Here is a 24,127-nt window from a genome sequence, read left to right as displayed (position 1 = left end):
TGCACCGGCTGTCTGTCGGTCGGCGTCTAGTATCGCCCATGCCCAACGGGTATATATGGGCGTCCGGTGCTCGACGGTGAGGCCGCGCACGACCGGTGCGCTGGGGAGGGACCTATGCGGTGGACGCGGGCCGCGGGAAGGGGGCTCCTGGCCGCCGCCGTGGTGCTGGCGGGCTACGCCGGACTGGGCTCGCCGGCCGCCGGTCCGGTCGCGCACGCCGGGGGGCGCGGCCCCGTCACCCTGGTCACCGCCGGCGATCTGACCGACTACCTCGACCCGGTGCTGGAGGACTGGAACCGCGCACACCCGGGCGAGGAGGCCACGCTGGTGGAGTTGCCGGACTCCGCCGACGAGACCCGCGCCCAGATGGTCACCGGTCTGCGCTCGGGCAGTTCACGCTTCGACGTGCTCAACATCGACGTGGCCTGGACCTCGGAGTTCGCGGCGGCGGGCTGGATCGCCCCGGTGGACCCCGGCCGCTTCCCGCTGGACGCCTTCCTGCCGCCGGTGGTGGACACCGCCACCTTCGGCGGGCGGCTGTACGCGGTGCCGTACGTGACCAACGCCGGGCTGCTGTACTACCGCTCGGACGTGCTGGCGAAGGAGGGCGAGCGGCCGCCGCGCACCTGGGCCGAGCTGGAGCGGCTGGCGAGCGAGGTCGCCCCCCGGCACGGACTGGACGGCTATGCGGGCCAGTTCCTGCCGTACGAGGGGCTGACGGCCAACGCCACCGAGGCGGTGCGCTCGGCGGGCGGTTCGCTCCTGGGCGACGAGGGCGCGACGGTGACCGCCGACTCCGGGGCGACCGTGGAGGGGCTGGGTTTCCTGGCCGACGGGGTGCGCGAGGGCTGGATCCCGAAGGAGTCGCTGACCTGGAAGGAGGAGGAGTCGCGGCAGGCCTTCCAGGACGGCCGGCTGCTCTTCCTGCGCAACTGGCCGTACGTGTACGCGCTGGCCGGCGGCGAGGGGTCGAAGGTGGCCGGAAGGTTCGGGGCGGTGCCGCTGCCCGGGCCGGACGGTCCGGGTGTCAGCGTGCTGGGCGGCTCCAACCTGGCGGTCAGCTCCCTGTCCCGGCACCCGGAGACGGCGGCCGACCTGATCGCGTACCTGACCGGTGAGCAGGTGCAGCGCCGGGTGCTCACCGAGGGGGCGCTGCCCCCGGTGCGGGCGTCGCTGTACTCCGATCCGGAGCTGGTGCGCGCCTTCCCCCATCTGCCGGCCCTGCGCAAGAGCGTGCTGGCGGCCGAGCCTCGTCCCAAGAGCCCGCGCTACGACCAGGTGAGCCTGGTGGTGCAGGCGGTGGTGCACGACGCGATGGCGGGGCGGCAGACCCCGCGGCAGGCGGTCGCGCGGCTGGCGCGCGAGCTGCGGTCCCTCGCGCGCCAGGGTGGCGGGCCTTCCCGCGAAGGCTGAACGGTCCGCGGGCTTCACGCTCTCCCACCCACCCATCCAGTAATTACCTGTTATGTACAGGCGAGCCTCATCCGGCATCCCCAGCTCAGACATACCAGGTCATATGAGGGCGGTTTCACGACCGCTCGTTGACACCTCGATGACACCCGTACATAACATGCATGCATAACAGCGGTCCGCGAACAGCGGCTCACCAACCATGTGCTCCGCGAGCAGGAACGGGATCACGAGGGATGCTCACAGCCACGACCGACCACGGCGTCTCGCCCCGCACCGCGCCGCCCGCTTCCTCCCCCGGCACGTCCCGGAGCTGGTGGCGGGACGCGGTGGTCTACCAGGTCTACGTCCGCAGCTTCCTGGACAGCAGCGGCGACGGCATCGGCGACCTGGCCGGCGTCCGCGCCGGGCTGCCGTACCTGCGGAAACTGGGCGTGGACGGCATCTGGCTCAGTCCCGTCTACCCCTCCCCGCAGCACGACCACGGCTACGACGTCGCCGACTACCTCGACGTGGACCCGGTCTACGGCGATCTGGAGGAGTTCGACCGCCTCGTGGCCGCCGCCCACCGCCTGGGCCTGAAGGTCGTCCTCGACATCGTCCCCAACCACTGCTCCAACGAGCACCCCTGGTTCCGCGCCGCGCTGGCCGAGGGGCCGGGCGGCCCGCACCGCGCCATGTTCCACTTCGCCGACGGACGCGGCGAGAGCGGCGAGCTGCCGCCCAACAACTGGCGGGCGATGTTCGGCGGCCCGGCCTGGTCCCGCGTCACCGAACCCGGCGGCGAACCGGGCCAGTGGTACCTGCACCTGTTCACGCCCGAGCAGCCCGACCTCAACTGGCGCCACCCCGCCGTCGCCGAGCACTTCGACCAGGTGCTGCGGTTCTGGCTGGACCGGGGCGTGGACGGCTTCCGCGTCGACGTCGCCGCCGGGCTGTTCAAGCACCCCGAACTGCCCGACTCCCCCGACCCGGAGGCCGACGAGCGCACCCGCGACTCGGTCAACCCGCTGGCCTGGAACCAGCCCGAGGTGCACGGCGTGTGGCGCCGCTGGCGCGCGCTGTGCGACGAGTACGCCGAACGCGACGGCCACGACCGGCTGCTGGTGGGCGAGGTGTCGGTGCCCACCGCCCGCGAACACGCCGAGTACGTACGGCCCGACGAACTGCACCAGGCGTTCTTCTTCCACCTGCTGGGCGCGCCCTGGGACGCGGACGCCTTCCGCAAGGTCATCGACGAGGCGCTGCGGGACATCGCGGGCACCGGCTCCACCGTCACCTGGGTGCTCAACAACCACGACCAGGTCAGGACCGTCACCCGCTACGCGGGCGAGGGGAGCGGACCGGGCAACCCCGGCCTGGGCGCCGCGCGCGCCCGCGCCGCCGCGCTGCTGATGCTGGCGCTGCCCGGCGCCGCCTACGTCTACCAGGGCGAGGAGCTGGGCCTGCCCGAGGTGGTGGACCTGCCCGACGAGGTGCTCACCGACCCCATCTTCCGCCGCACCGGAAGCCGCAGCCGCATCCGCGACGGCTGCCGCGTCCCCCTGCCGTGGTCGGGCCACGCCTCGCCCTTCGGCTTCAGTTCGGGTGCGGAGGAGGCCCGCCCGTGGCTGCCGCAGCCCGAGTGGTTCGCCGAGCACGCCACCGACCGGGCGCTGGCCGACACCCGCTCGTTTTGGCACCTGTACCGCGACGGCCTCCAGCTGCGGCGCGATCTGCCCCAGCTCGGCGAGGGGACGCTGCGCCTGCTGGACGCGCCGCCGCAGGTCCTGGCCTTCGAACGCGGCGACGGGCTGGTCTGCGCGGTCAACTTCGGCACCTCCCCCGTGCCCGCCCCGGTGCCCGGCACCCCGCTGCTGGCCAGCGGCGAGTGCCCGGACGGGACGCTCCCCGGCTCCACCGCCGCCTGGTGGGTCGCCGACCCCGCGCCCGCACCCCGCTGATCTCCCGGAAATCCCCGGACCTCACAGGACTCCCCACACCATCCACCCTCCGGCCCCCGGGCCGGCCGACCCCGAGAGGGACAGCCATGAACACAGGCAGCACCACCAGACGCACCGCGACCGCCGGCGCGGCGGCGCTCGTCCTCGCCCTGACCGCCTCCGCCTGCGGCGGCGGCGGTGACACCGCCGAGGGCGGCGACAAGGGCGGCCAGGAGCTGAAGGGCGAGACGGTCACGGTCGCCGGGGTGTGGACCGGTGTGGAGCAGAAGAACTTCCAGAAGGTGATGGACGCCTTCACCGAGAAGACCGGCGCCGAGATGAAGTTCGTCTCCACCGGCGACAACGTCTCCACGGTCGTCGGCTCCAAGATCCAGGGCGGCAACGCGCCGGACGTGGTGATGGTCCCGCAGGTCGGCGTGCTCGAGCAGTTCGCCGGGAAGGGCTGGCTCAAGCCGCTGTCGAAGAAGGCCGACGACCGGGCGCGCGACTACTTCGCCCCGGTGTGGAAGGAGTACGGCACGATCGGCGAGGTCTTCTACGGCCTGTACTTCAAGGCGTCCAACAAGTCGACCGTCTGGTACGGCCCCGAGGCCTTCGAGCAGGCCGGCGTCACCCCGCCGAAGGACTACGACGGGATGCTGGAGGCGGGCCGGACCCTCTCCGACTCCGGTGTGGCCGCCTTCTCCGTGGCGGGCGAGGCCGGCTGGCCGCTCACCGACTGGTTCGAGAACGTCTACCTCTCCCAGGCGGGCCCGGAGATGTACGACAGGCTCGCCGCCCACGAGATCCCCTGGACCGACCCGTCCGTCGTCAAGGCCCTGACCACCCTCGGCGAACTCTTCGGCGACAAGGAGCTGGTGGAGGGCGGCGGCGCGGGCGCGCTGCGCACGGACTTCCCCGAGTCCGTCGAGAAGGTCTTCGGCGACGACCCCAAGGCGGGCATGGTCTACGAGGGCGACTTCGTCGCGGGCCTGATCAGCGGGCAGTTCGGCAAGAAGGTCGGCGAGGAGGCCAAGTTCTTCCCGTTCCCGGCCGTGGACGGCGGCGAGCCGCCGGTGGTCGGCGGCGGGGACGCGGCGGTCGTCCTCAAGGACGGGGAGAACACCGAGGCCGGGATGAAGTTCGTGGAGTTCCTGGCCACCCCGGAGGCCGCCGAGGTGTGGGCCGGGGCCGGCGGCTTCATCTCGCCCAACGAGGCCCTGAACCTGGACGCGTACCAGGACGAGACCACCCGGCAGATCGCCCAGTCCCTGGTGGAGGCCGGCGACGGCGTGCGGTTCGACATGTCCGACCAGGCCCCTGCCGCCTTCGGCGGCACCCAGGGCGCCGGCGAGTGGAAGCTGCTCCAGGACTTCCTGCGCGACCCCTCCGACCCCGAGGGCACCGCGAAGAAGCTGGAGGCCGCCGCGGCCAAGGCCTGGAAGAAGAGCTGAGGCGAGAGGCACCGATGTCCGCCGAAGCACCCGCCGTGCCGCCCGCGAAAGCGGGCGGCACCCCGGGCGGCGCCTCCCCCTCGCGGGGGGCGCCCGCCCGGGGCGACGACCCCCGCAGGCGCGCGGCGCGCCGCCGCAGGCTCGTCGCCGCCGCCTTCCTGCTGCCCGCGCTGCTGCTGCTCGGCGCGCTGGTCGCCTACCCGATCCTGTTCTCCGTCGGCCGCAGCCTCTTCGACGCCTCCGGCACCCGTTTCGTCGGCGCGGACAACTACGTCGAGATGTTCCGCGACCCGACCACGCTCAAGGCCGTCCGCAACACCGCGATCTGGGTCGTGGTCGCACCCGCCCTGCTGACCGGCCTGGGCCTGATACTGGCCGTGCTCACCGAGAAGGTGCGCTGGGCGACCGCGTTCAAGCTGCTGATGTTCATGCCGATGGCGATCTCCTTCCTCGCCGCCGGGATCATCTTCCGCATCACCTACGAGCAGGACCCCGACCGCGGCGTCCTCAACGCCGTCGCCGTCGGCGTCCACGACGTCTTCGCCGACCGCCCCGCCTACCCCGGCGCCCGGGGCAGGGAGGACGCCGGCGAGACCCCGCTGGCCAGGGGCCGGGACGGCTCCTACGGCACCGCCGCCGACCTGACGCCCGGCCGCACCGTCTCGCTCGGTGTCGTCGGCGTGCCCCCCAAGGAGGTGCCCTCCGGCGCCGAGCCCGCCACCGCGCCCGAAGGCTCATCCGGCGCCGGGGACGGCGTGCTCGCCGGAACGGTCTACCTGGACTTCACCCCCGGCGGAGGCGGCGAGCCGGGCCGGATCGACCCCGGCGAGCGCGGCCTGCCCGGCATGACCGTCCAGGCGGTGCGCGACGGAAAGGCGGTGGGCGGGGCCACCACCGCCGCCGACGGCTCGTTCCGCATCACCGGCCTGGACGGCGGCCCGTACGCCCTGCGGCTGCCGGCGTCCAACTTCGCCGAGCCCTACGGCGGGATCTCCTGGCTCGGCCCCGCCCTGGTCACCCCGGCGATCATCGGCGCCTACCTGTGGATCTGGACCGGCTTCTCGATGGTGCTGATCGGCGCCGGACTGGCCGCGATGCCCCGGGACGTGCTGGAGGCCGCGCGGATGGACGGCGCGAACGAGTGGCAGATCTTCCGCAGGATCACCGTGCCGCTGCTCGCGCCCGTGCTGACCGTGGTCTTCGTGACGCTGGTGATCAACGTGATGAAGGTCTTCGACCTCGTCTACATCATCGCCCCCGGCCCGGTGCTCCAGGACGCCAACGTGCTGGCCATGCAGATGTGGCTGGTGTCCTTCGGCGGCGGCAACAACCAGGGACTGGGCAGCGCCATCGGCGTCCTGCTGCTGCTCCTGGTGGTCCCGGCCATGGTCTTCAACATCCGACGCTTCCGCAGGAGCCAGTCATGACCCACGGCACCGTCGACGGCCCGGTGGGGAAGCCCGCCGGGAAGGGAGCGGCCGCACAGGCTCCGGCTCCCGCGGCCGCGGCGGCGGCCGCGGGAGCCGGGCACCACCCCCCGGGCGCGGGGCGGGCGCGGCGGTCCGCCGACGCGCGGATCGGCGCCTGGCTGGGCAGGACCGCCGTACAGGTGTTCCTGGTCGTCACCGCGCTGGTGTGGATCACCCCCGCGCTGGGGCTGTTCCTGTCCTCGCTGCGGTCGGAGGAGGCCAACTCCGCCAGCGGCTGGTGGACGGCGCTGACCGAGCCGGGCCAGCTGTCGATCGACAACTACACGGCCCTGCTGGCGGATTCCGGCATCACCCAGGCGTTCTGGAACACCGTGCTGATCTCGGTGCCCACCACCGTCGCCGTGGTGGTGGTCGCCGCGCTGGCCGGATACGCCTTCGCCTGGCTGGAGTTCCCCGGCCGCGACTGGATCTTCCTGGTGGTCGTCGGACTGCTGGTGGTGCCGGTCCAGGTCGGTCTGCTGCCGGTGGCGAAGATGCTGGGCGCGGTCGGGCTGTTCGGCACGGTCCCCGGCGTGGTCCTCTTCCACGTCGCCTACGGGCTGCCGTTCGCGGTCTTCCTGCTGCGCAACTACTTCGCGGAGATCCCGCGGGAGATGCTGGAGGCCGCGCGGATGGACGGCGGCGGGGAGTGGCGGATCTTCACGCGGCTCGTGCTGCCGGTGGGCAGGCCGGCGATCGCGAGCCTGGCCATCTTCCAGTTCCTGTGGGTGTGGAACGACATGCTGGTGGCGCTGATCTTCGCCGACAGCGACTCGCAGCCGCTGACCGTCGCGCTCCAGTCGGAGATGCGGCAGTTCGGCAGCAACATCGAGATCCTCGCGCCCGGCGCCTTCCTGTCGCTGGCCGTTCCGCTGGTGGTGTTCTTCGCCTTCCAGAAGCACTTCGTGCAGGGCGTCATGGCGGGATCGGTGAAGTGACCGCGCGCGGCGGGGGGCGTGAACGGGGGTGGTGAACGGGGGGCCGTGAGCGGTCCCTGCCGCCGTCACGGGGGGCGGCAGGGGCCGGGCGACCGCCCCGCGGACCGTACGGACCTGCGCGGACCCGTGCGGACCGCGGGGCGGGCCCCGAGACCTCCGGGGACGGGCCCTCAGACCTCCAGCAGCACCGTGAACGGGCCGTCGTTGGTGAGCGAGACCTCCATCTTCGCCCCGAAGCGGCCCGTCTCCACCCGCGCGCCCAGCGCCCGCAGCCCGGCGCACACCTCCTCGACCAGGGGCTCGGCCACCGGACCGGGGGCGGCGGCCTGCCAGGTGGGGCGGCGCCCCTTGCGGGCGTCGCCGTAGAGGGTGAACTGGCTGACGACCAGCAGAGGGGCGCCGGTGTCCGAGCAGGACCTCTCGTCCTCCAGGATCCGCAGGCCCCACAGTTTGCGCGCGAGCCGGCCGGCCTTGTCGGGGGTGTCGTCGTGGGTCACCCCGACCAGCACGCACAGCCCCTCCCCGGTGATCTCGCCGACGGTCTCTCCCGCGACGACGACCTTCGCGCCGTCGACCCTCTGCACCACAGCTCGCATGCCGACCATCATGCCGCCCCGGTCGTGCGCCCGCCGACCGCCGCCGGATGGGTGGCCCGGACTGCACGCAGGGTGCCCGCGGTGGCACGATGCGTGCAGCACGGTGCGCACGGTGGCCTGCGGCGTATCCGTGACGGGCCGTGGTACCTCGTTGTGGTCCACGGCGAAGGGGATGAGGGGCACACAGAAGATGAGCACTGCCGGAACCGGGCGGACGCCCGGAGCCGTACCGGCGGCCCGCGAGGCCGCCTCCACGACCACCTCCACGACCGGCTCCGCCGACCCGGCGGGCGCCGCGGGGACCGCCCCGGCGGGGCCGCCCGCCGAGGCCGGCGGTGCCGCCGCCGCGGGCGGGGCGCCCCCGGCGGTCCCGCACGACACCGGGCCTTTCGAGCTGACCGGCCTGCGCCTGCCCCAGCTGCGCGAGCTGCGCCGCCAGGCGCAGCAGGAGGAGGCCGACCTCAGCTACGTGCGGCGGCTGGTCCAGGGCCGCGTCGACATCCTCCGCGCCGAACTGGCCCGCCGCAGCGCCGCGGACGTGCCCCTGATCGACCGGCTGGCGGAGATCCTCGCCGACGCTCCCCCGCCCGGCCGGGGCCCGGCCCGCTCGGCCCGCCATGTGACGCTGCGCACCCCGCGCAGCGAGGAGTACCGGCGGCTGGCCGAGGAGGTGCTCGCCGAGGTCGAGCTGTCCGACCTCACCGCCCGCACCGACGCCGAGCTGCACGCCGCCATGGCGCGGCTGGGCGAGCACGAGCACCGGATCTCCCTGCGCCGCCGGGCGCTCCAGCGGACGGCGAACGGGTGCAGCGCCGAGATCGCGCGCAGGTACCGTGAGGGCGAAGCACACGTGGACGACCTGCTGCCCTGACCCCGGGGGCGGTCGTCCCCCCTACACCCAGGGAAGGCCGCCCATGTCCGCCAGCACCACCCCGCCCGCGAACACCCCCGCTCCCGCTCCCGGCGAGCGGCCCGGGCCGCTCGCCGGAGCGCCCTCCGCACGGCTCCCCGTCCTCGCCGAGGTCGTGCGCTCGGGGTTCACCGAGGGCGGCCACCGCGGTTCCGTGGTGGTGCTCGGGCCGGACGGCGGCGTGGAGTGGTCGCTGGGCGAGGTGGCCGCGCCGGTCTACCCCCGCTCGTCCAACAAGCCGATGCAGGCGGCGGCCGTGCTGCACGCCGGCCTGGAGCTGTCGGGCGAGCGACTGGCGCTGGCCGCCGCCAGCCACTCCGGCGAGCCCTTCCACCTGGAGCTGGTGCGCACCATGCTCGCCGAGCACGGGCTGGCCGAGGACGACCTGGGCTGCCCGCCCGACCTGCCGCTGGACCGGGAGGAGGCCGACCGGTTCCTGGCGGCGGGCTCGCGTCCCTCCCGCACCGCCATGAACTGCTCGGGCAAGCACACCGCCATGCTCGCCGCCTGCCGGGTGAACGGCTGGTCCGGCGCCGACTACCTCGACCCCGGCCACCCCCTCCAGACGCTGGTGCGCGAGCGGATCGAGGCCGCGGCGGGCGAGCCGGTCGCGCACACCGGCACCGACGGCTGCGGCGCCCCGCTGATGGCGATCTCCCTCACCGGCCTGGCCCGCGCCTTCCGTTCCTTCGTGCTGGCCGGGGCGGGCACCCCCGAGCGCCGGGTCGCCGACGCCATGCGAGCCCACCCCGAGTACGTGGCGGGCACCCGGCGCGAGGACACCCACCTGATGCGCGGGGTGCCGGGCGCACTGGCGAAGGTGGGCGCCGAGGCGGTCCAGGCGGTGGCCCTGCCCGACGGCCGCGCGCTGGCGATCAAGATCGACGACGGCGGGCTGCGGGCGCTCGGCCCGGTCCTGGCCCGGACGCTGGCGCGGATGGGCGTGGAGTCCCCGGCGCTGGCGGAGATAGGCGACGCCCCGCTGCTGGGCGGCGGGCGGCGGGTGGGGGAAATCCGCGCGACGTTCTGAGGGGGCGGCCCTAACGTAACCCCCCATGGACTCGAACGCCCCTGACATCCGCACCATCGCCGAGGACGAGTACCCGGGCTGGCTGCGCGCCCTGCGCGCCGGTTTCCTGCACTCCGCGGAACTCACCGCCGAGGAGCTGGCCGCCCGGCGCGGCGCGATCGAACTCGACCGCACGCAAGGGGGTTTCGAGGACGGCCGCTGCGTCGCCACCTTCCGCACGCTGCCGCAGCGGCTGACCGTCCCCGGGGGCGCGGCGGTGGACTCCCTGGCCGTCACCAACGTCTCCGTCCTGCCCACCCACCGCCGCCGCGGGCTGCTGACGCGGATGATGCGCGACGCGCTGGCCGACGGGCGCGAGCGCGGGGACGTCTGCTCCACTCTGGACTCCGCCGAGTACCCGATCTACGGCCGCTACGGCTACGGCCCGGCCACCTGGTCGACCGACTGGACCGTGGACGCCGCCCGCGCCGGGCTGGACCCGCGCTGGTCGCGCCCCGAGGAGGAGGGCGCCCGGATCGACCTGGTGGAGCCCGCCCAAGCGCGCGTCCTGGGCGCCGCGCTGCACGAGCGGGTGCGCGCGCTGCCCGACCGGCAGGGCATGACGGATCGCACCGAGCGCTGGTGGAAGCTGAACACCGGCGCGATCGACTGGCCCGGCAGCGGCTTCACCCAGGCCTCCCACGCCGTGTACCGCGACGCCGCGGGAGATGTGCGGGGGCTTCTGACGTACACCGCCGACGACCACTGGGAGAACAAGGCGCCGCGCCTGAACGCCCGCGTCCGCGACCTGATCGCCGCCGACGCGGCCGCCGAGCGGGCCCTGTGGCACTTCCTGCTCTCCATGGACTGGGTCGCCACCGTCCACTGCCGCCGGCTCGCCCCCGACTGCCTGATGCCCCGGCTGCTGCCGAACCCGCGCGCCGCCCGGATCACCTCCCACGCGGACTTCCTGTGGCTGCGCCCGCTGGACGTCCCCGCGCTGCTCCGGGCCCGTACGTACCCGGTCCCCGGCACGCTGGTGCTGGAGCTGGAGGACCCGATGGGCATCGCCGGGGGGCGCTTCCTGCTGGACGCCTCCCCCGAGGGCGCCACCTGCGCGCCCACCACGCGCCCGGCCGACCTCTCGACGGGGGTGGGCGCGCTGAGCTCGATGTACCTGGGGGACGAGTCCGCCTCGCGGCTGCGGGAACTGGGGCAGCTCGACGAGGAGCGCCCGGGCGCGGCGGCCCTGGCGGACGCCCTGCTGCGCACGGGCCGCAGGCCCTGGGCGCCGGACGTCTTCTGACACCCGGCGCGGGCGCGGGTACGGGGGCACGGGTACGGGACGCTGTACCGGGCGCCGCCCGCCCCGCCCTCGGCATGCCTGCCCGCGCACCGAAGGACTCCGGAACCGCACCGGTGGCCCACCCCTCCGCCTTCCGGAAACACCGCCGCGTCCGGCACGTGCTCCCCGGACCGGACGGCCGGGCGAGCTCGCCGAGCCCCGCGACGGGGTCCTCCGGTTCGGCCGGCGCTGCTTCCGCTCCGGGGAGGAGCCCCCCGGCCGGGCCCGGCCGCCCCCGCGCGGGGTGTGGAGAGGCTGTGGAACCCGCCACACGTCCTCCCAAGATCGGGTACGGTCTTGGCTCGCCGCCCCGGTGCGGCACACACCCGCCCAGGCGGGTGCACAATTACACAAAAGATGTGCTCAACGGCCGAATCGGCCCTCTCCACCCCGGGTGGGCCGTCCGCCCGCCCGCGGTGTGCCCGGCCGGAAGGCGGTACCGGCGTTCCGTTCGCGGGCTGCTGCCGCCGCGAGCCGCGCGGTAGTGTTCGAGACGGACAGAGGGTGCGTGTCACCATGACGGAGCGGTCTCCGGCACCGGCCGGCACCGCGCAGAGGGGAGGGGCCATGAGCGAGGTGAGCGGCGACGTCGACTACGCCGCCCTGTTCGACGCCGTCCCGACCCCCCTGTCGGTACTGGACCGGGACCTCGTCTTCGTGGAGGCCAACCAGGCCTACCTGGAGATCACCGGACGTTCCCACGGCGAGCTGATCGGCCGCCATCTGTTCGACGTCTTCCCCGCCAACCCGGACGACCCGAACGCCGACGGCCCCAGGAACCTGCTGGCCTCGTTCCGGCGCGTACTGGAGACGGGCAAGCCGGACACCATGATCCTCCAGCGGTACGACATCCCCCGCCCCGGCGCCGGGGGCGGTTACGAGGAGCGGTACTGGAGCCCGGTCAACACCCCCGTCCTCGGCGAGGACGGCTCGGTGCGGCTGATCGTCAACCGCGTCGAGGACGCCACCGCGTACGTGCGCGACAGCCTCGCCCGCCCCAGCAGCCTGTCCGGCGCCGGCGACGGCCTGCGGGCGGTCGCCGGGAAGATCGCCGAGGCCGAGCTGTACGCCCGCGCGCGGGAGCTGTACGAGCACAACGAGCGGCTGCGGCAGGCGCACGCCCGCGAGCACGAGGTGGCCCTCACCCTGCAGAGGGCCATGCTGCCGACGCACATGCCCCTGGAGCGCCGCAACGCGGCCGTGCGCTACCGGCCCGCCCAGGGCTCGCTGAACGTGTGCGGCGACTGGTACGACATGATCAACCTCAGCGAGGACCGCTTCGCCGTGGCCGTGGGCGACGTCGTCGGCCGGGGCCTGGAGGCCGCCAGCGTGATGGGGCAGCTGCGCAGCGCCCTCAGCGCCGCCATGCGGGTCGCCGACGGCCCCGCGCAGGCGCTGTACGGCCTGGACCTGTACGCGCGCTCCCTGGACGGCGCGCTGGCCACCACCGCCGTCAAGCTCGACATCGACACCCACACCCACACGCTCACCTACAGCAGCGCCGGCCACCTGCCGCCCATGCTGTGCCACCCCGACGGGTTCACCGAGCTGCTGGACCAGGCCACCGACGTGCCCCTGGCCGCCCGGAGCAGGCCCTCGCACCGGCCGCAGGCGATCACCACCTATGTGCCGGGCTCGACCCTCGTCCTCTACACCGACGGGCTGGTCGAGCGCCGCGAGGAGTCCATCGACGTCGGGCTGAAGCGGCTGTCGGAGAGCCTGACCCGGCACCGCGACCTGGGCCCGGAGGAGATCGCCGACAACCTCCTGGAGGACCTCGGCATGAACCGGGGCACCGCCGACGACGCGGCCCTGGTCGTCATCAAGCTCTGAGCGGCCGGGGCCGCGGCGGTGCGGGTGGCGGCACGCCCGGTGGTCCCGGGCGTCTTCCTCGTACCGCCTTTCCGCCCGCACCACCGCGGCCGGACCGCAGCCATCCGGTACGCGGCCGGCGGGAGCGCGGCGGCACCGGCCGGAAAACGGGCATACGTAGGCTGCAAGCGATCGGCCGCCGCGGCGGCGAGACGGTACGACGAGGAGGCACCCGATGTCCGACGCCCCGACCCCCGAGACCTCCCAGCCCGCACACGACCCGGAGGTGCTCCAGCTCGCGGCCAAGGTCTTCGACCTCGCCCGGGAGGGCGACACGGACACCCTGGCGGCGTACGTGGACGCGGGTGTGCCGGCCAACCTGACCAACGACAAGGGCGACTCGATCCTGATGCTCGCCGCCTACTACGGCCGCACCCCCGCCGTGCGGGCCCTGCTGGAGCGCGGCGCCGACCCCAACCGGGTCAACGACCGCGGCCAGACGCCCATCGGGGGCGCGGTCTTCAAGGACCAGGAGGAGATGGTGCGGCTGCTGCTGGAGGCCGGTGCCGACCCGGCCGCGGGCGATCCGTCGGCCATCGACACGGCGCGGATGTTCGGCCGCCACAAGCTGCTGAAGCTGCTCGGCGCGGAGTGAGCCGCGGTGCGGAACGGCCGGCCGGGACGGGTGTCCCGGCCGGCCGTTCCGCGTTCGCCGTCCCTCACACCGGATACGGCAGTTCCTCCCTCGCCCGCCGCAGGGCCGGTGCCCACCAGGCGAGCTGGTCCAGCAGGGCGTTCGCGGCCCCGGCCGCCTCGCCCGCCCGGCGCGGCTCGCCGTCCGGCCCGAACTCCCGCCAGGCGTCGTGAAAGCTGACGGTCTCCCGGATCGTGGCCGCGTGCAGCTCGGCGAAGACCAGCCGCAGCTGCTCCACCGCCCGCAGCCCCCCGCCCCGCCCGCCGTAGGAGACGAACCCGACCGGTTTGGCGCGCCACTGGGGCTTCAGGGAGTCGATCGCCGCCTTCAGTTCGCCGGGGAAGCTGTGGTTGTACTCGGGCACCACGACCACGACGGCGTCGGCGGCGTCGATCCGCTCGCCGAACGTCCTCGCGTCCCCGTCGGGCCGCGCCAGGTCGATCACGTCGAGCTTCACGTCGTCGCGCCGCCCGGCCTGCCGGGCGAACCACTCCCCCACCGTGGTCACGAATCGCCCCTCGCGCACGCTCCCCAGGATCACGGCGAGGCGGTACTGGTCCTGCTGTGCCGCTGCGGTCATCTCGTTCTCCCGTCCACTTCCGTCCACTTCCGTGACGGCCCCACCGCGAGGCCGTGACCGAGAACCTAGGACTTCAAGCCGACTTGAGGTCAACCCCGCCACCGCGGCGGCGCGCCGCACCCGGCTCCGCACCCCGCCGTCACAGTCCGTTCCCCTTCCCGTGGCCTGCGTGAGGTCACGGTGAAGAATCCGCCGACACCGACTTCGGAAGGAGAGGATCTGGATACGGAAAGTGATAGTCGCCCCTCGGGGGGCGCCGACCTATCACGGAGCGCGATGGAATCCCGAACTCACCACTCCCGGGCGATCTCCGCCGACGGCAGAGGTCTCCGGTGGACACCGACGCCCGCACACACCGCGCACGCGCCGGACTCCGCGCCGGCCGCACCGCCGGACGGGCCGCCCGGGAAGGCCGTGGCGGTGCCGCGGGCCGGGGCGGCGCGGTGAGCGCGGACGAGCGGGACGAACTGCCCGCGCTCACGGTCGGTTCGGTGGCACGGGACCTGCGGGACGGGCGGACCGGAGACGTGATGGACGTCCACCCCGGGCGGGTGTGGCCGCGCCCGGTCGGTGGCGGGCGGGAGTGGGACGCGGGGCCGGACGACATCCGGCCGCTCACCGCGTACGAGCGGCACGACGCCCGTGGTCTCCGGACCCTGCCGTGACCGGGCCCGGCGCCGCGGCCCCCACCGCCGTGGCCGGGGAGGAGCGGCTCAGCCCTCGCCCCCGGAGCCACCGGGACGCTCCCGGCGGCTCCGCCGGGCCGAACCGAAGGCGGCGCCGAGTGCGATGCCCGCACCGATCCCGACGCCGATGTCGTCGAACACCACCAGGCCCAGGGCGACCCCGATCGCCGTCCCGACGGCGATGCCCACCGCGACATCGCCGTTCCCCGGCCCGCTCCCGCCGTTGTTGTTTCCGTTTGCCTCCGTCATACCCACACCCTGCCATCCGGTGGCCCTCACCGGCGAACGGGCGGGCACTCCGCGCGGGCCGTCGCCGCGCCGCCGTCACGGGCGGCCCCCGGGCCCGTTCTGGCCGGAAGTCGCCCTGCCGCACACCGCGGCCGGGTCCGTACGCTGCGGGACGGAGATCACCGACCGGCACCAGAGCCGCGGCCGGACCGGGCGCGGGAGCGGGAGGGCACTGGGGTGGGAGACATGGGAGCGCGGCCGCTGACGTTCGTGGTGGGCACCGGGCGGAGCGGTTCGACCGCGCTGTCGCGCGTGCTGAACCTGCACCGGGAGGTCCTCAGCCTCAACGAGCTGCTGGCCTCGGTCGGATCCGAGGGGATGCCCGAAGGGGCCCTGGAGGGGGCGGAGTTCTGGCGTCTGCTGGCCGAGCCCAGCCCGACGTTCGACAGGATGATCCGCAGCGGCGCGCCCATTCCGGAGTTACTCTACCCGCGCCGCCCCGGGCGCTTCTCGGCCGACACCACCGGCATTCCCAAACTGTCCCTGATGGTGCTGCCGCACCTCACCGACGACCCCGACGGCCTGCTGGACGAGCTCGCCCCGCAGGTCCGCGCCTGGCCGCGCCGCCCGGTCGAGGAGCAGTACCGGGAGCTGTTCGGGCTGCTGTGCGTCCGGTTCGGGCGGCGGGCGGTGGTGGAGCGTTCGGGTTTCTCGGTGCGGTGGGTGCCGCGACTGCGGGCGGGCTTCCCGGAGGCGGGGTTCGTCCACCTCCACCGGGGCGGCCCCGACTGCGCGCTGTCGATGAGCCGGCACACCGGTTTCCGGATGATCTCGATGCTGGAGGAGATGTACGCGCTGCTGGGCCTGGAGTTCGGCGCCGAGCTGACGCCCGAGCACGCCCGCGAGCTCCCACCCGACCTGGCGGGGCTCCTGCGGGACCCGTTCGACCCCCGGCTGGTGTCCGACCGGGTGATGCCGGTGGCCCGGTTCGGGGAGCTGTGGTCGCGGCTGGTGACCGAGTGCATGGAGCATCTGTCCCGGGTGCCGGAGGCGGCCCGGACGAGCCTGTCGTACGAGGACCTGCTGGACGCGCCGGAGCGGGAGCTGTCACGGCTGGCCGAGTTCGCCGGTGTGGCGCCCGACGGGGAGTGGCTGGCGGCGGGCCGGTCGATGCTCGACGCGGGCAGGCGGGGGGCCTCGCTGCGGCTGCCGCCGAACGAGCTGGAGGCGCTGCGGGAGGCCTGCGAGCCGGGGGAGCGGGCGCTCGCCGCGGTGTGACACGGGAAGGGCGGCGCGGCGTGCGCCGCGGGGCTCGTCCCGGGAAGCGGCGGTCGGTGGTCCCGCCACGGGCCTGTCGTACGGCGGTGTTACGGTGATCTTGACCGTCCCCCCACGAGGCGCAGACCGCGCGTTCGGCACGTTCGCGTACGCCGGACCACGGGGGGAGTGCATCTTGAGCCGCCGCCGCAACGACCGGCGCACCGGCACCGCCCGCCGCGGTGCCGCCAGCCGGGGACGTCAGGACGGACGGGGCAGCCGGGCCCGCCGGGGCGCCCGCCGCGGGAGGCGCCCGCACATACGGGTACTGGCCTCCATGGCGACCGTCGGGGCCTTCGCCCTCGGCGGGTTACTCGTCGCCCAGCAGGACTCCGCGGAGTCCCGGACCATGGCCACGCCGCAGGATCCGGACGAACTGCGGGCCTCGGAGGAGGCGGTGTTCGTACCGCCGTCGCCCTCGCCTTCGCCCTCCCCCTCCGCCCCGGCCTCCGAGCCGCCGTCCCCCTCGCCCTCGCCGTCGCCCTCCACGCGGGAGACGGCCGAATCGGCCGAACCGTCGGCGATCCCGGTCCCCGCGACCGGGCCGGGCACCTTCACCACCGCGCAGGCCTCGGGCGAGGCCGTCGGGCAGGGCACCATCCGCACCTACCGGGTGCAGGTGGAGGACGGCATCGAGCTCTCCGCCCGGCAGGCCGCGCAGGAGGTCGCCGCGATCCTCGCCCATCCGCGCGGCTGGACGAACGACGGTGTCAACGGCTTCCGCCTGGTGGCCGGCGGCCCCGCCGACTTCACCGTCAAGATCGCCACCCCCGGCACCGCCGACGCCATCTGCGGGGCCGCCGGGCTCAACACCCGCGGCGAGCTGAACTGCGCCGTCGGCCCCACCGTGGTGGTCAACCTCAAGCGCTGGGTGCTGGGTTCGCCGCAGTTCGCCGGTCCCGTCACCGAGTACCGGGCGCTGATCGTCAACCACGAGATCGGCCACCGCATCGGCCACGGCCACGAGACCTGCCCGGGCCCCGGGCGGCCCGCGCCCGCGATGACGCAGCAGATCAAGGGGCTCAAGGGCTGTGTCGCCAACGCCTGGCCCTACGACACCGACGGCACCTACCTGGGCGGCCCCCCGGTGCCGTGAACCGCCCCGCGGCGGCAGCCGTGGCGTCCGGCGGCCCGGCCCGGCCCGGCCGCATTGTCGGTGGGGGCGGTTACGGTCCCGCCATGACTTCCCAGCACAGCCGGAGCCCGTTCTCCGCACTCGGCCGCCTGACCGTTCTCGTCGACGATCCGGACGACGCCCTGGCGTTCTACCGCGATGTCCTCGGACTGCGTGTGCTGCACGACCGGACGGTGGACGGCTACCGGTACCTGCACCTGGGCGTCCCCGGGCAGGAGGGGACCGGTCTGTGGCTGATGCCCGCCACCGGCGAGGAGGAGCGCCGGCTGGTCGGGCGTCAGACCGGCGGACAGCCACTGCTCGTCCTCTACACCGACGATCTGGGCACGGTCGCCGCCCGTCTGCGCGAGCACGGCGTACGGATGTGGGACCTGCGGGAGGGCGCGGACGGCGGTTCGCTGCACTTCGCCGATCCGTACGGGAACGTGATCGTCGCGGCGCGGACACACGGCTGACGCTCCCGGCCCGGCCGGCCGGGCCCCGGCTCAGGAACGTTCCGAAGCGGCCGCCGGTACCGGCATCGCCTCGCGCAGCCGGGCCAGGAAGGCCCGGGCCGCCGGTCCGGAGGGGCCCTCGGCGCGCCAGGCCAGGGCGATCCGGCCGCGCAGCCGCGGCCGTACGATCTCCGGCGCCCGCAGCCGGTCCCCGGCCTCCGCCGCCGAGCCCGCCGGGAGCACGGCGACGCCCAGGCCGCGTGCGGCGAGCTCGGCCAGGACGTGCGGCGCGGCGGCCTCGTAGCCGACGCGGGGCCGGATGCCGGCCGCGGCGCAGGCCCGGTCGAGCACGGCGCGCAGGCCGGTGCCGTGCGGCAGGCTGATCAGGGTGCGCTCGCCGAGCGCTGCCAGCGCCACGCTCGCGCGTCCGGCCAGCGGGTCGTCCGGCGGGACGGCCGCGACCAGCGGTTCGTCCACGACGACCTGGAGTTCAACGCCCGGCGGCGGCTCCTCGCCGGTGAGCCCGATGACCGCCACGTCCAGTTCGCCGCGCTGGAGCGCGGTGACCATCCGGTCGGAGACGTCCTCGGTGAGGGTGATCTCGACGTGCGGGTGGTCGTCGTGGAAGCCGGCCAGCACGGGGACGACGTCGAGGTCGTGGGTGGCCGCGGCCGAGAACAGCCCGACCGTGACCCGGCCGCGCAGCAGGCCGGTGAACTCGTCCGCGGTCCGCCGCATGCCCTCGACGGCGGCGAGCGCGGCCCGCGCGTAGGGCAGCAGCGCCTCGCCCGCCTCCGTGGGGCGCACCGTACGGCCGGACCGGTCCAGCAGCGGCTGGCCCAGCTCCCTCTCCAGAAGGCGGATCTGGGCACTGACACCGGGCTGGGCCACGTGCAGGCGCTCGGCGGCGCGGGTGAAGCCCGCCTCCTCGACCACGGCGACGAGGTAGCGCAGCTGCCTGATCTCCATAACCGCTGATTCTAGTTCCGATACAGATCAGATCTTGGACTTATGGATTCTCCGTCACCACCCTGGAGGTCATGGAACGCACACCGCACAGCGACACCGGCACCGGCACCGGCACCGGCGGCATCTTCGACGCCGACGACCTCCCCGCCACCACCGGACCGGTCCTCCGGCCCGGCGACCCCGGCTACGACGAGGAGGTCTCCGGCTTCCAGACGGCCTGGACCCACCGCCCCGACCTGGTCGTCGGTGCGGCGGACGCCGAGGACGTACGGCTGGCCGTGGCGTACGCGGCCGGGCGCCGTCTGCCCGTGGCGGTGCAGGCCACCGGGCACGGGCTGTCGGTGGCCGCCGGGGGCGGGGTGCTGATCGGCACCCGGCGGATGGCGGGCGTGAGCGTCGGCCCGGAGCGCCGCACCGCGCGCGTCGCCGCCGGCGCACGCTGGGGCACGGTGGTGGCGGCGGCCGCCGCCCACGGCCTGGCCCCGCTCAACGGCTCCTCACCGACCGTCGGCGCCGTCGGCTACACCCTGGGCGGCGGCATCGGGCTGCTGGCCCGGCGGTTCGGCTACGCGGCCGACCACGTGCGCGCCCTGGAGGTCGTCACCGCCGACGGACGGCCGCGCCGCACCGTCCCCGGCGACGAGCTGTTCGGCGCCCTGCTGGGCACCGGCGGCAACTTCGGCGTGGTGACGGCCATGGAGATCGACCTCTTCCCCGTGCCCGCGCTCTACGGCGGGCAGCTCGTCTTCGGCGCCCCGCCGATGGAACGGGCCCTGGAGGTCTGGCGGCGCTGGACGGCGGACGTGCCCGAGACGCTGACCTCCTCCGTCGCCCTGCTCTCCTACCCGGACCTGCCGACGGTCCCCGCGCCGCTGCGCGGCCGGTACGCCGCCTCGTTCCGGATCGTCCACAGCGGCCCGGCCGGGGAGGGCGAGCGGCTGGTGGCGCCGCTGCGGGCGGTCGGCGAGCGGCTCGTGGACGACCTGCGCGAGATGCCGTACGCCGAGTGCGACTCCATCCACCGCGACCCGCCCTTCCCGCAGCCCTACACCGCCACCAACGCCCTGCTGCGCGAGCTGCCGCCCGAGGCGCTGAGCGCGGTGCTCGACACCGTGGGGCCGGGCTCGCCGGTCCCCTGCGTCACGGATGTGCGCCACCTCGGCGGGGCGCTGGGCAGGCGCGGCCCGGCGGGGGTGGCCGTGGACCACCGGGAGGCGCGGTACATCGTGCGCGCCATCGCCTTCCCCGGCCCCCCGCCCGGCGGCACCGGGCACAGCCTCCGGCAGGTCCGCGAGCGGTTCGACCTGCTGCGCGAGGCCCTGGCCCCCTGGACGCCGGGCCACAGCCCGGCCTTCCTCCACGGGGACGGCGAGCGGGCCGGCGAGGCCCAGACCCGCGCGGGCTACGACCCGGGCACCTACGAGCGGCTGGCGGCCCTCAAGGCCGCCCACGACCCGCACAACCTCTTCCGCTTCAACCGCAACATCAGGCCGGCCGACGCCGACCGGTCAGCGGCAGCCGCGCCGTGACCGTCCCGTCCCCGCCGGTCTCCAGGCCGGCTCCGGCTGCCGCGAGCAGGCGGCGGGAGGCGGCGTTGGCCGCGTCCGTACGGGCGAGCAGCCGGGTGGCGCCGGCGGCGCGGGCCTCGTCCAGGAGGAGGGCCAGCGCCGCCGTGCCGACGCCCCGGCCGCGGTGGGAGCGGCCGAGCCACAGCCCGGCCTCGGCCGCGCCCGGCTCCGGGTCGGGGGCCAGCCGGGCGGCCCCGGCGACCGCCTCCCGCGGGCGGCCGTCCGGGCCCGGTTCCGTGACGAGGACGGCGTACACGGTCTCCGCCGGGTCGGCGCCCAGGGAGCGCGAGCGGTGGAAGCGGACGAACGCCTCGCGCCGGGCGGCCGTCCAGCCGGGTCCGTCCTCCCCGGCCGTCGGCATCACCTCGCCGGGGTCGGCGTCGGCGGCGGCCGTGGCCGCCAGGGCGTCCAGCAGCGCCTCGTCCAGGCGGCGCAGGACGACGTGGGCGGGGCTCATGAGATCCATGGGGGGCACACTGCCCGAGACACGCGCCGCTCCCCAACGGCTTTTCACACCCGAAAGCCGCTCCCGTACGGGGGAATCCGGCAGGTCGTGCCGTGCGCCGACGGCCCACCGGGGCGGCGCGGCCTTAATCAGAAGCCATGGCCCTCCACGAAGACCATCACACCGCCGAAGCCGTCCCGTCGCTGTCGCGGCGACGGTTCGCCGCCGGAGCCACGACGGCCGCCGCCGTCGCCGGGCTCGCCGCCGCCCCTGCCGCACCCGCCGCCGTCCCGCACGGCAAACCCCTCCCCGAGGGCTCCCCCGAGCCCCCGGGCGCCGCCGACCGGCAGGCCTGCCTGGCGGTGGCCCGTGCCATCCTCCTGCTGGACGAGGACGGCGCGGAGCTCACTCCCCGGTACGAGAAGATCCTGCGCGGCGGCGGCCTGCCCCGCTCCGGCGCCGCGGGGAGCGGCGCGCCCGGCACGTCCGGCGCGCCCGGCACACCCGGCACACCCGGCACACCCGGCACACCCGGCACACCCGGCAAGGAGGTTCTGGTCGTCGGCGCGGGTCCGGCCGGGCTGGTCGCCGCGCTGCTGCTGGGCCGCGCCGGTCACCGCGTCACCGTCGTCGAGGCCAACGGCAACCGGGCCGGCGGCCGGATCAAGACCTTCCGCTCCGGCGGCCACGAGGGCGCGGAACAGCCCTTCGCCGACCCGAAGCAGTACGCGGAGGCCGGGGCCATGCGCATCCCCGGCAGCCACCCGCTGGTCATGGGGCTGATCGACGAGCTGGGGCTGAAGCGCCGCCGCTTCCACCTGGTGGACGTGGACGACGGCGGCAGGCCCGCGTACCGCACCTGGATCGCCGTCAACGGCGTCCGGACACGCCGCGCCGACTACGCGAAGGACCCGCGGGCGGTCAACCGCTCCTTCGGCGTGCCGGAGAAGTACCTGGACGTCCCCGCCGCGAAGATCCTGGGCCGGGCCCTGGACCCGGTGCGCGACGAGTACAGCACCGCCGGGCCGGACGGAAAGCGCGTGAACAAGCCGCTGCCCCAGTGCCTGGAGGGCTGGGCCAGGGTGGTTCAGAGGTTCGGGGGCTGGTCGATGCACCGCTTCCTGACCGAGCACGCCGGATTCGACGAGCGCACGATCGACCTGATCGGAACTCTGGAGAACCTCACCTCCCGCCTGCCCCTGTCCTTCCTGCACAGCTTCATCGGCTGGTCCCTGATCAATCCCGGCACCGTCTTCTGGGAGCTTCAGGGCGGCACCGCCACCCTGGTGGACGCGCTGCTGAAGGAGCTCGGGGAGCTGAAGGTCCCGGTGCGCTTCGACCGCCGCGCCACCCGCGTCGAGTACCGCGGGGACGGGCGCGGCGGAGGTGACGACACCCCGCACATCGGCGCCGGCGACCCGGCGGTGTGGATCGACACCGTCTCCGAGGGCCGCGACGGCGCGGTGGTGCGCGAGCAGTTCACCGGCGACTGGGCGGTCCTCACCGTCCCCTTCTCGGGGCTGCGGCAGATCCAGGTCGCCCCGCCTCTGTCGTACGGCAAGCGGCGGGCCGTCACCGAGCTGCACTACGACAGCGCCACCAAGGTGCTGCTGGAGTTCAGCCGCCGCTGGTGGGAGTTCGACGAGGCCGACTGGAAGCGGGAGCTGGAGCGGGTGCGGCCTGGGCTGTACGACGCCTACCGCCTGGGGAGGGCGCCGGACGACGGCAGCCTGCTGGGCGCGCACCCGTCCGTGCCGTCCGGTCACATCACCCCCGCCCAGCGCGTGCACTACACCGCCTGCCGCTGGATCTCCCGGGACCAGCCGGAGGCGGCGGGCGTGACCGGCGGCGGGTCGGTGTGCGACAACCCCAACCGGTTCATGTTCAACCCCTCGCACCGGGTCGAGGGCAGCGAGGGCGGCGTCCTGCTGGCCTCCTACAGCTGGGCGGACGACGCCCGGCGCTGGGACTGCCTGGACGACGAGGCCCGCTACCCGTACGCCCTGCGCGGTGTGCAGCAGGTCTACGGGCAGCGGGTGGAGGTCTTCTACACCGGCGCCGGGCGCACCCAGAGCTGGCAGCGCGACCCGTACGCGTACGGCGAGGCGGCCGTGCTGCTGCCGGGCCAGCACACCGAGCTGTTCCCGCTGCTGGGCCGCCGCGAGGGGCCGCTGTTCTTCGCGGGCGACCACACCTCGATCAGGACGGCGTGGATCGAGGGCGCCCTGGAGTCGGCGGTACGGGCGGCACTGGAGGTCCACCGGGCCTGACGCGCCCGGCGCGGCCGGGTGGGGGCGGCCCGTCACCCGCCCCCACCCGGTTCACCCGCCCGTGCGGCGCGCCGTCAGCCCTGGCCCTTGAGACGGCCGGCGATGCGCACCACGCGCTGCGCCATGTGGTCGAGGGCCGCGTACTCCGCGTCGGTGAGCGGGGCGTCGTTGTTCGGCCCGGTGACGTGGGAGACGCCGTAGGGGTTGCCGTCGGTGAACTTCAGCGGGTCGGTGTAGCCGGGCGGCACCAGGACGCCGCCGAAGTGGATGAGGACGTTGTAGAGGGTCAGCAGCGTCGACTCCTGGCCGCCGTGGGCGGTCTGGGAGGCGGTGAAGCCGGCGTACGCCTTGTCGGCGAGCAGCCCCTGCTGCCACTGCGGGCCGAGGGTGTCGAGGAACTGCTTGAGCTGGCTGGCGACGTTGCCGTACCGGGTGGGCGTGCCGAACAGCACGGCGTCGGCCCACACGACGTCGTCGGCGGTGGCCTTCGGCTCGTCCTTGGTGTCGTCGAAGTGCTGGCTCCACGCCGCGTTGGAGGCGATGGCCTCCTCCGGGGCGAGCTCGGCGACCTGCCGAAGCCGCACCTCCGCACCCGCCTGCTTCCCCGCCTCGGTCAGGCGCCTGGCCATCTTGTGGATGGTGCCGGTCGACGAGTAGTAGATCACGGACAGCTTGACATCGCTCATCTGGTTCCGACTCCTTAGCCCGCGCCGGCGGCCGCTCGGGCGCGGCGCGTTCGGTTCACCGTCTGCCGATCGCCACTCTATGCACCTTTCCACACTTTTCACCCGATTTGCGACGACGCGGTGGCGCGGTGGCGCGCGGGGGCATCCCGCGGCCCGCGGCGGGTTTCACCCCCCCCTGGCCGGTCAACCCCCGCACCTCCAGGCCGCCTGGGCACCGGCGATCGCCTGGAACCAGTCGCCCGTCCCCTCC

The 24,127-nt window shown here is 74.6% G+C and carries 22 protein-coding genes; 16 read left to right on the top strand and 6 right to left on the bottom strand.

The features are described from left to right. The first annotated feature begins 114 nt into the window (after positions 1-114). The 5 genes from IQ279_RS03090 to IQ279_RS03070 all read left to right on the top strand — a co-directional run bounded on the left by IQ279_RS03090 (position 115) and on the right by IQ279_RS03070 (position 7,193). The gene (locus IQ279_RS03090; RefSeq protein ID WP_206346734.1) at positions 115-1,413 is read left to right on the top strand and encodes an ABC transporter substrate-binding protein; all 1,299 of its coding nucleotides are present in this window, start codon (positions 115-117) and stop codon (positions 1,411-1,413) included. 233 nt (positions 1,414-1,646) lie between these two features. Then, entirely contained in the window at positions 1,647-3,353 is a 1,707-nt protein-coding gene (locus IQ279_RS03085) for a glycoside hydrolase family 13 protein (RefSeq protein WP_206346733.1), read from the top strand. A gap of 86 nt (positions 3,354-3,439) precedes the next feature. After that, a complete protein-coding gene (locus tag IQ279_RS03080) occupies positions 3,440-4,786 on the top strand; it encodes an ABC transporter substrate-binding protein (protein ID WP_206346732.1) in 1,347 nt (448 codons plus the stop codon). A 14-nt stretch (positions 4,787-4,800) separates the two neighbouring features. Further along, positions 4,801-6,213, top strand: coding sequence for an ABC transporter permease subunit (locus IQ279_RS03075; protein WP_206346731.1), 1,413 nt, complete (start codon positions 4,801-4,803; stop codon positions 6,211-6,213). Further along, positions 6,210-7,193: a carbohydrate ABC transporter permease gene (locus IQ279_RS03070; RefSeq protein WP_206346730.1), complete on the top strand. Its 984-nt coding sequence runs from the start codon at positions 6,210-6,212 to the stop codon at positions 7,191-7,193. The genes IQ279_RS03075 and IQ279_RS03070 overlap by 4 nt, the downstream gene beginning before the upstream one ends. Positions 7,194-7,363: 170 nt before the next feature. Here IQ279_RS03070 and dtd read toward each other — a convergent pair whose 3' ends face one another. Beyond that, positions 7,364-7,789 (bottom strand): D-aminoacyl-tRNA deacylase, encoded by a 426-nt coding sequence (gene dtd / locus IQ279_RS03065; protein WP_206346729.1) that lies wholly within the window; start codon positions 7,787-7,789, stop codon positions 7,364-7,366. Between the two features lie 190 nt (positions 7,790-7,979). Between dtd and IQ279_RS03060 the strand changes: the two genes are divergently transcribed. The 5 genes from IQ279_RS03060 to IQ279_RS03040 all read left to right on the top strand — a co-directional run bounded on the left by IQ279_RS03060 (position 7,980) and on the right by IQ279_RS03040 (position 13,520). After that, positions 7,980-8,660 carry an RsiG family protein gene (locus IQ279_RS03060; RefSeq protein ID WP_206346728.1) on the top strand — a complete coding sequence of 227 codons (681 nt, stop codon included), beginning with the start codon at positions 7,980-7,982 and terminating at the stop codon, positions 8,658-8,660. 43 nt (positions 8,661-8,703) lie between these two features. Next, entirely contained in the window at positions 8,704-9,729 is a 1,026-nt protein-coding gene (locus tag IQ279_RS03055; RefSeq protein ID WP_206346727.1) for an asparaginase, read from the top strand. A gap of 25 nt (positions 9,730-9,754) precedes the next feature. After that, positions 9,755-11,014 (top strand): GNAT family N-acetyltransferase, encoded by a 1,260-nt coding sequence (locus tag IQ279_RS03050; RefSeq protein WP_206346726.1) that lies wholly within the window; start codon positions 9,755-9,757, stop codon positions 11,012-11,014. 606 nt (positions 11,015-11,620) lie between these two features. After that, a complete protein-coding gene (locus tag IQ279_RS03045; RefSeq protein WP_206346725.1) occupies positions 11,621-12,886 on the top strand; it encodes a PP2C family protein-serine/threonine phosphatase in 1,266 nt (421 codons plus the stop codon). A 214-nt stretch (positions 12,887-13,100) separates the two neighbouring features. Then, positions 13,101-13,520, top strand: coding sequence for an ankyrin repeat domain-containing protein (locus IQ279_RS03040; protein ID WP_206346724.1), 420 nt, complete (start codon positions 13,101-13,103; stop codon positions 13,518-13,520). Between the two features lie 64 nt (positions 13,521-13,584). Here the strand turns inward: IQ279_RS03040 and IQ279_RS03035 are convergent, their stop codons facing one another. Next, positions 13,585-14,139, bottom strand: a complete 555-nt coding sequence (locus tag IQ279_RS03035) for an NADPH-dependent FMN reductase (RefSeq protein ID WP_206346723.1) — start codon at positions 14,137-14,139, stop codon at positions 13,585-13,587. Positions 14,140-14,582: 443 nt separating this feature from the next. Here IQ279_RS03035 and IQ279_RS03030 point away from each other — a divergent pair, with 443 nt between their 5' ends. After that, a complete protein-coding gene (locus tag IQ279_RS03030) occupies positions 14,583-14,804 on the top strand; it encodes a hypothetical protein (protein WP_307792108.1) in 222 nt (73 codons plus the stop codon). Positions 14,805-14,852: 48 nt separating this feature from the next. Here IQ279_RS03030 and IQ279_RS03025 read toward each other — a convergent pair whose 3' ends face one another. After that, a complete protein-coding gene (locus IQ279_RS03025) occupies positions 14,853-15,074 on the bottom strand; it encodes a glycine zipper domain-containing protein (RefSeq protein ID WP_206346722.1) in 222 nt (73 codons plus the stop codon). A gap of 225 nt (positions 15,075-15,299) precedes the next feature. Between IQ279_RS03025 and IQ279_RS03020 the strand changes: the two genes are divergently transcribed. From IQ279_RS03020 to IQ279_RS03010, 3 genes are all read left to right on the top strand, one after another. Next, the gene (locus tag IQ279_RS03020) at positions 15,300-16,331 is read left to right on the top strand and encodes a sulfotransferase family protein (protein WP_206346721.1); all 1,032 of its coding nucleotides are present in this window, start codon (positions 15,300-15,302) and stop codon (positions 16,329-16,331) included. A 175-nt stretch (positions 16,332-16,506) separates the two neighbouring features. After that, positions 16,507-17,466, top strand: a complete 960-nt coding sequence (locus tag IQ279_RS03015; protein WP_241027536.1) for a DUF3152 domain-containing protein — start codon at positions 16,507-16,509, stop codon at positions 17,464-17,466. Positions 17,467-17,549: 83 nt separating this feature from the next. Further along, positions 17,550-17,960 carry a VOC family protein gene (locus tag IQ279_RS03010; protein ID WP_206346720.1) on the top strand — a complete coding sequence of 137 codons (411 nt, stop codon included), beginning with the start codon at positions 17,550-17,552 and terminating at the stop codon, positions 17,958-17,960. 30 nt (positions 17,961-17,990) lie between these two features. Here IQ279_RS03010 and IQ279_RS03005 read toward each other — a convergent pair whose 3' ends face one another. Beyond that, entirely contained in the window at positions 17,991-18,908 is a 918-nt protein-coding gene (locus IQ279_RS03005; RefSeq protein WP_206346719.1) for a LysR family transcriptional regulator, read from the bottom strand. A 71-nt stretch (positions 18,909-18,979) separates the two neighbouring features. On the opposite strand from IQ279_RS03005, the gene IQ279_RS03000 reads away from it, so the two are divergent. Further along, the gene (locus IQ279_RS03000) at positions 18,980-20,437 is read left to right on the top strand and encodes an FAD-binding oxidoreductase (protein ID WP_206346718.1); all 1,458 of its coding nucleotides are present in this window, start codon (positions 18,980-18,982) and stop codon (positions 20,435-20,437) included. Here the strand turns inward: IQ279_RS03000 and IQ279_RS02995 are convergent. Beyond that, positions 20,394-20,942, bottom strand: coding sequence for a GNAT family N-acetyltransferase (locus IQ279_RS02995; protein ID WP_206346717.1), 549 nt, complete (start codon positions 20,940-20,942; stop codon positions 20,394-20,396). The genes IQ279_RS03000 and IQ279_RS02995 overlap by 44 nt on opposite strands. A 137-nt stretch (positions 20,943-21,079) precedes the next feature. Between IQ279_RS02995 and lgoX the strand changes: the two genes are divergently transcribed. After that, a complete protein-coding gene (gene lgoX, locus IQ279_RS02990; RefSeq protein ID WP_206346716.1) occupies positions 21,080-23,191 on the top strand; it encodes an L-glutamate oxidase LgoX in 2,112 nt (703 codons plus the stop codon). A 74-nt stretch (positions 23,192-23,265) separates the two neighbouring features. Here the strand turns inward: lgoX and wrbA are convergent, their stop codons facing one another. Beyond that, positions 23,266-23,877 (bottom strand): NAD(P)H:quinone oxidoreductase, encoded by a 612-nt coding sequence (wrbA, locus tag IQ279_RS02985; RefSeq protein WP_206346715.1) that lies wholly within the window; start codon positions 23,875-23,877, stop codon positions 23,266-23,268. Between the last annotated feature and the right edge of the window lie 250 nt (positions 23,878-24,127).

Source organism: Streptomyces verrucosisporus, from assembly GCF_017114865.1.
In the GTDB taxonomy this organism is placed as follows: domain Bacteria; phylum Actinomycetota; class Actinomycetes; order Streptomycetales; family Streptomycetaceae; genus Streptomyces; species Streptomyces fenghuangensis.
Note: the sequence above shows the minus strand (reverse complement) of the source record. Positions and strands in the feature narration are given on the sequence as shown.

Coding starts and splice junctions, on each gene's coding strand:
- IQ279_RS03090 (WP_206346734.1), top strand. CDS start 115: ATGCGGTGGACGCGGGCCGCGGGAAGGGGGCTCCTGGCCGCCGCCGTG.
- IQ279_RS02995 (WP_206346717.1), bottom strand. CDS start 20,942: ATGGATCTCATGAGCCCCGCCCACGTCGTCCTGCGCCGCCTGGACGAG.
- IQ279_RS03040 (WP_206346724.1), top strand. CDS start 13,101: ATGTCCGACGCCCCGACCCCCGAGACCTCCCAGCCCGCACACGACCCG.
- IQ279_RS03070 (WP_206346730.1), top strand. CDS start 6,210: ATGACCCACGGCACCGTCGACGGCCCGGTGGGGAAGCCCGCCGGGAAG.
- IQ279_RS03025 (WP_206346722.1), bottom strand. CDS start 15,074: ATGACGGAGGCAAACGGAAACAACAACGGCGGGAGCGGGCCGGGGAAC.
- dtd (WP_206346729.1), bottom strand. CDS start 7,789: ATGCGAGCTGTGGTGCAGAGGGTCGACGGCGCGAAGGTCGTCGTCGCG.
- wrbA (WP_206346715.1), bottom strand. CDS start 23,877: ATGAGCGATGTCAAGCTGTCCGTGATCTACTACTCGTCGACCGGCACC.
- IQ279_RS03060 (WP_206346728.1), top strand. CDS start 7,980: ATGAGCACTGCCGGAACCGGGCGGACGCCCGGAGCCGTACCGGCGGCC.
- IQ279_RS03055 (WP_206346727.1), top strand. CDS start 8,704: ATGTCCGCCAGCACCACCCCGCCCGCGAACACCCCCGCTCCCGCTCCC.
- IQ279_RS03050 (WP_206346726.1), top strand. CDS start 9,755: ATGGACTCGAACGCCCCTGACATCCGCACCATCGCCGAGGACGAGTAC.
- lgoX (WP_206346716.1), top strand. CDS start 21,080: ATGGCCCTCCACGAAGACCATCACACCGCCGAAGCCGTCCCGTCGCTG.
- IQ279_RS03000 (WP_206346718.1), top strand. CDS start 18,980: ATGGAACGCACACCGCACAGCGACACCGGCACCGGCACCGGCACCGGC.
- IQ279_RS03075 (WP_206346731.1), top strand. CDS start 4,801: ATGTCCGCCGAAGCACCCGCCGTGCCGCCCGCGAAAGCGGGCGGCACC.
- IQ279_RS03080 (WP_206346732.1), top strand. CDS start 3,440: ATGAACACAGGCAGCACCACCAGACGCACCGCGACCGCCGGCGCGGCG.
- IQ279_RS03010 (WP_206346720.1), top strand. CDS start 17,550: ATGACTTCCCAGCACAGCCGGAGCCCGTTCTCCGCACTCGGCCGCCTG.
- IQ279_RS03020 (WP_206346721.1), top strand. CDS start 15,300: ATGGGAGCGCGGCCGCTGACGTTCGTGGTGGGCACCGGGCGGAGCGGT.
- IQ279_RS03045 (WP_206346725.1), top strand. CDS start 11,621: ATGAGCGAGGTGAGCGGCGACGTCGACTACGCCGCCCTGTTCGACGCC.
- IQ279_RS03035 (WP_206346723.1), bottom strand. CDS start 14,139: ATGACCGCAGCGGCACAGCAGGACCAGTACCGCCTCGCCGTGATCCTG.
- IQ279_RS03005 (WP_206346719.1), bottom strand. CDS start 18,908: ATGGAGATCAGGCAGCTGCGCTACCTCGTCGCCGTGGTCGAGGAGGCG.
- IQ279_RS03085 (WP_206346733.1), top strand. CDS start 1,647: ATGCTCACAGCCACGACCGACCACGGCGTCTCGCCCCGCACCGCGCCG.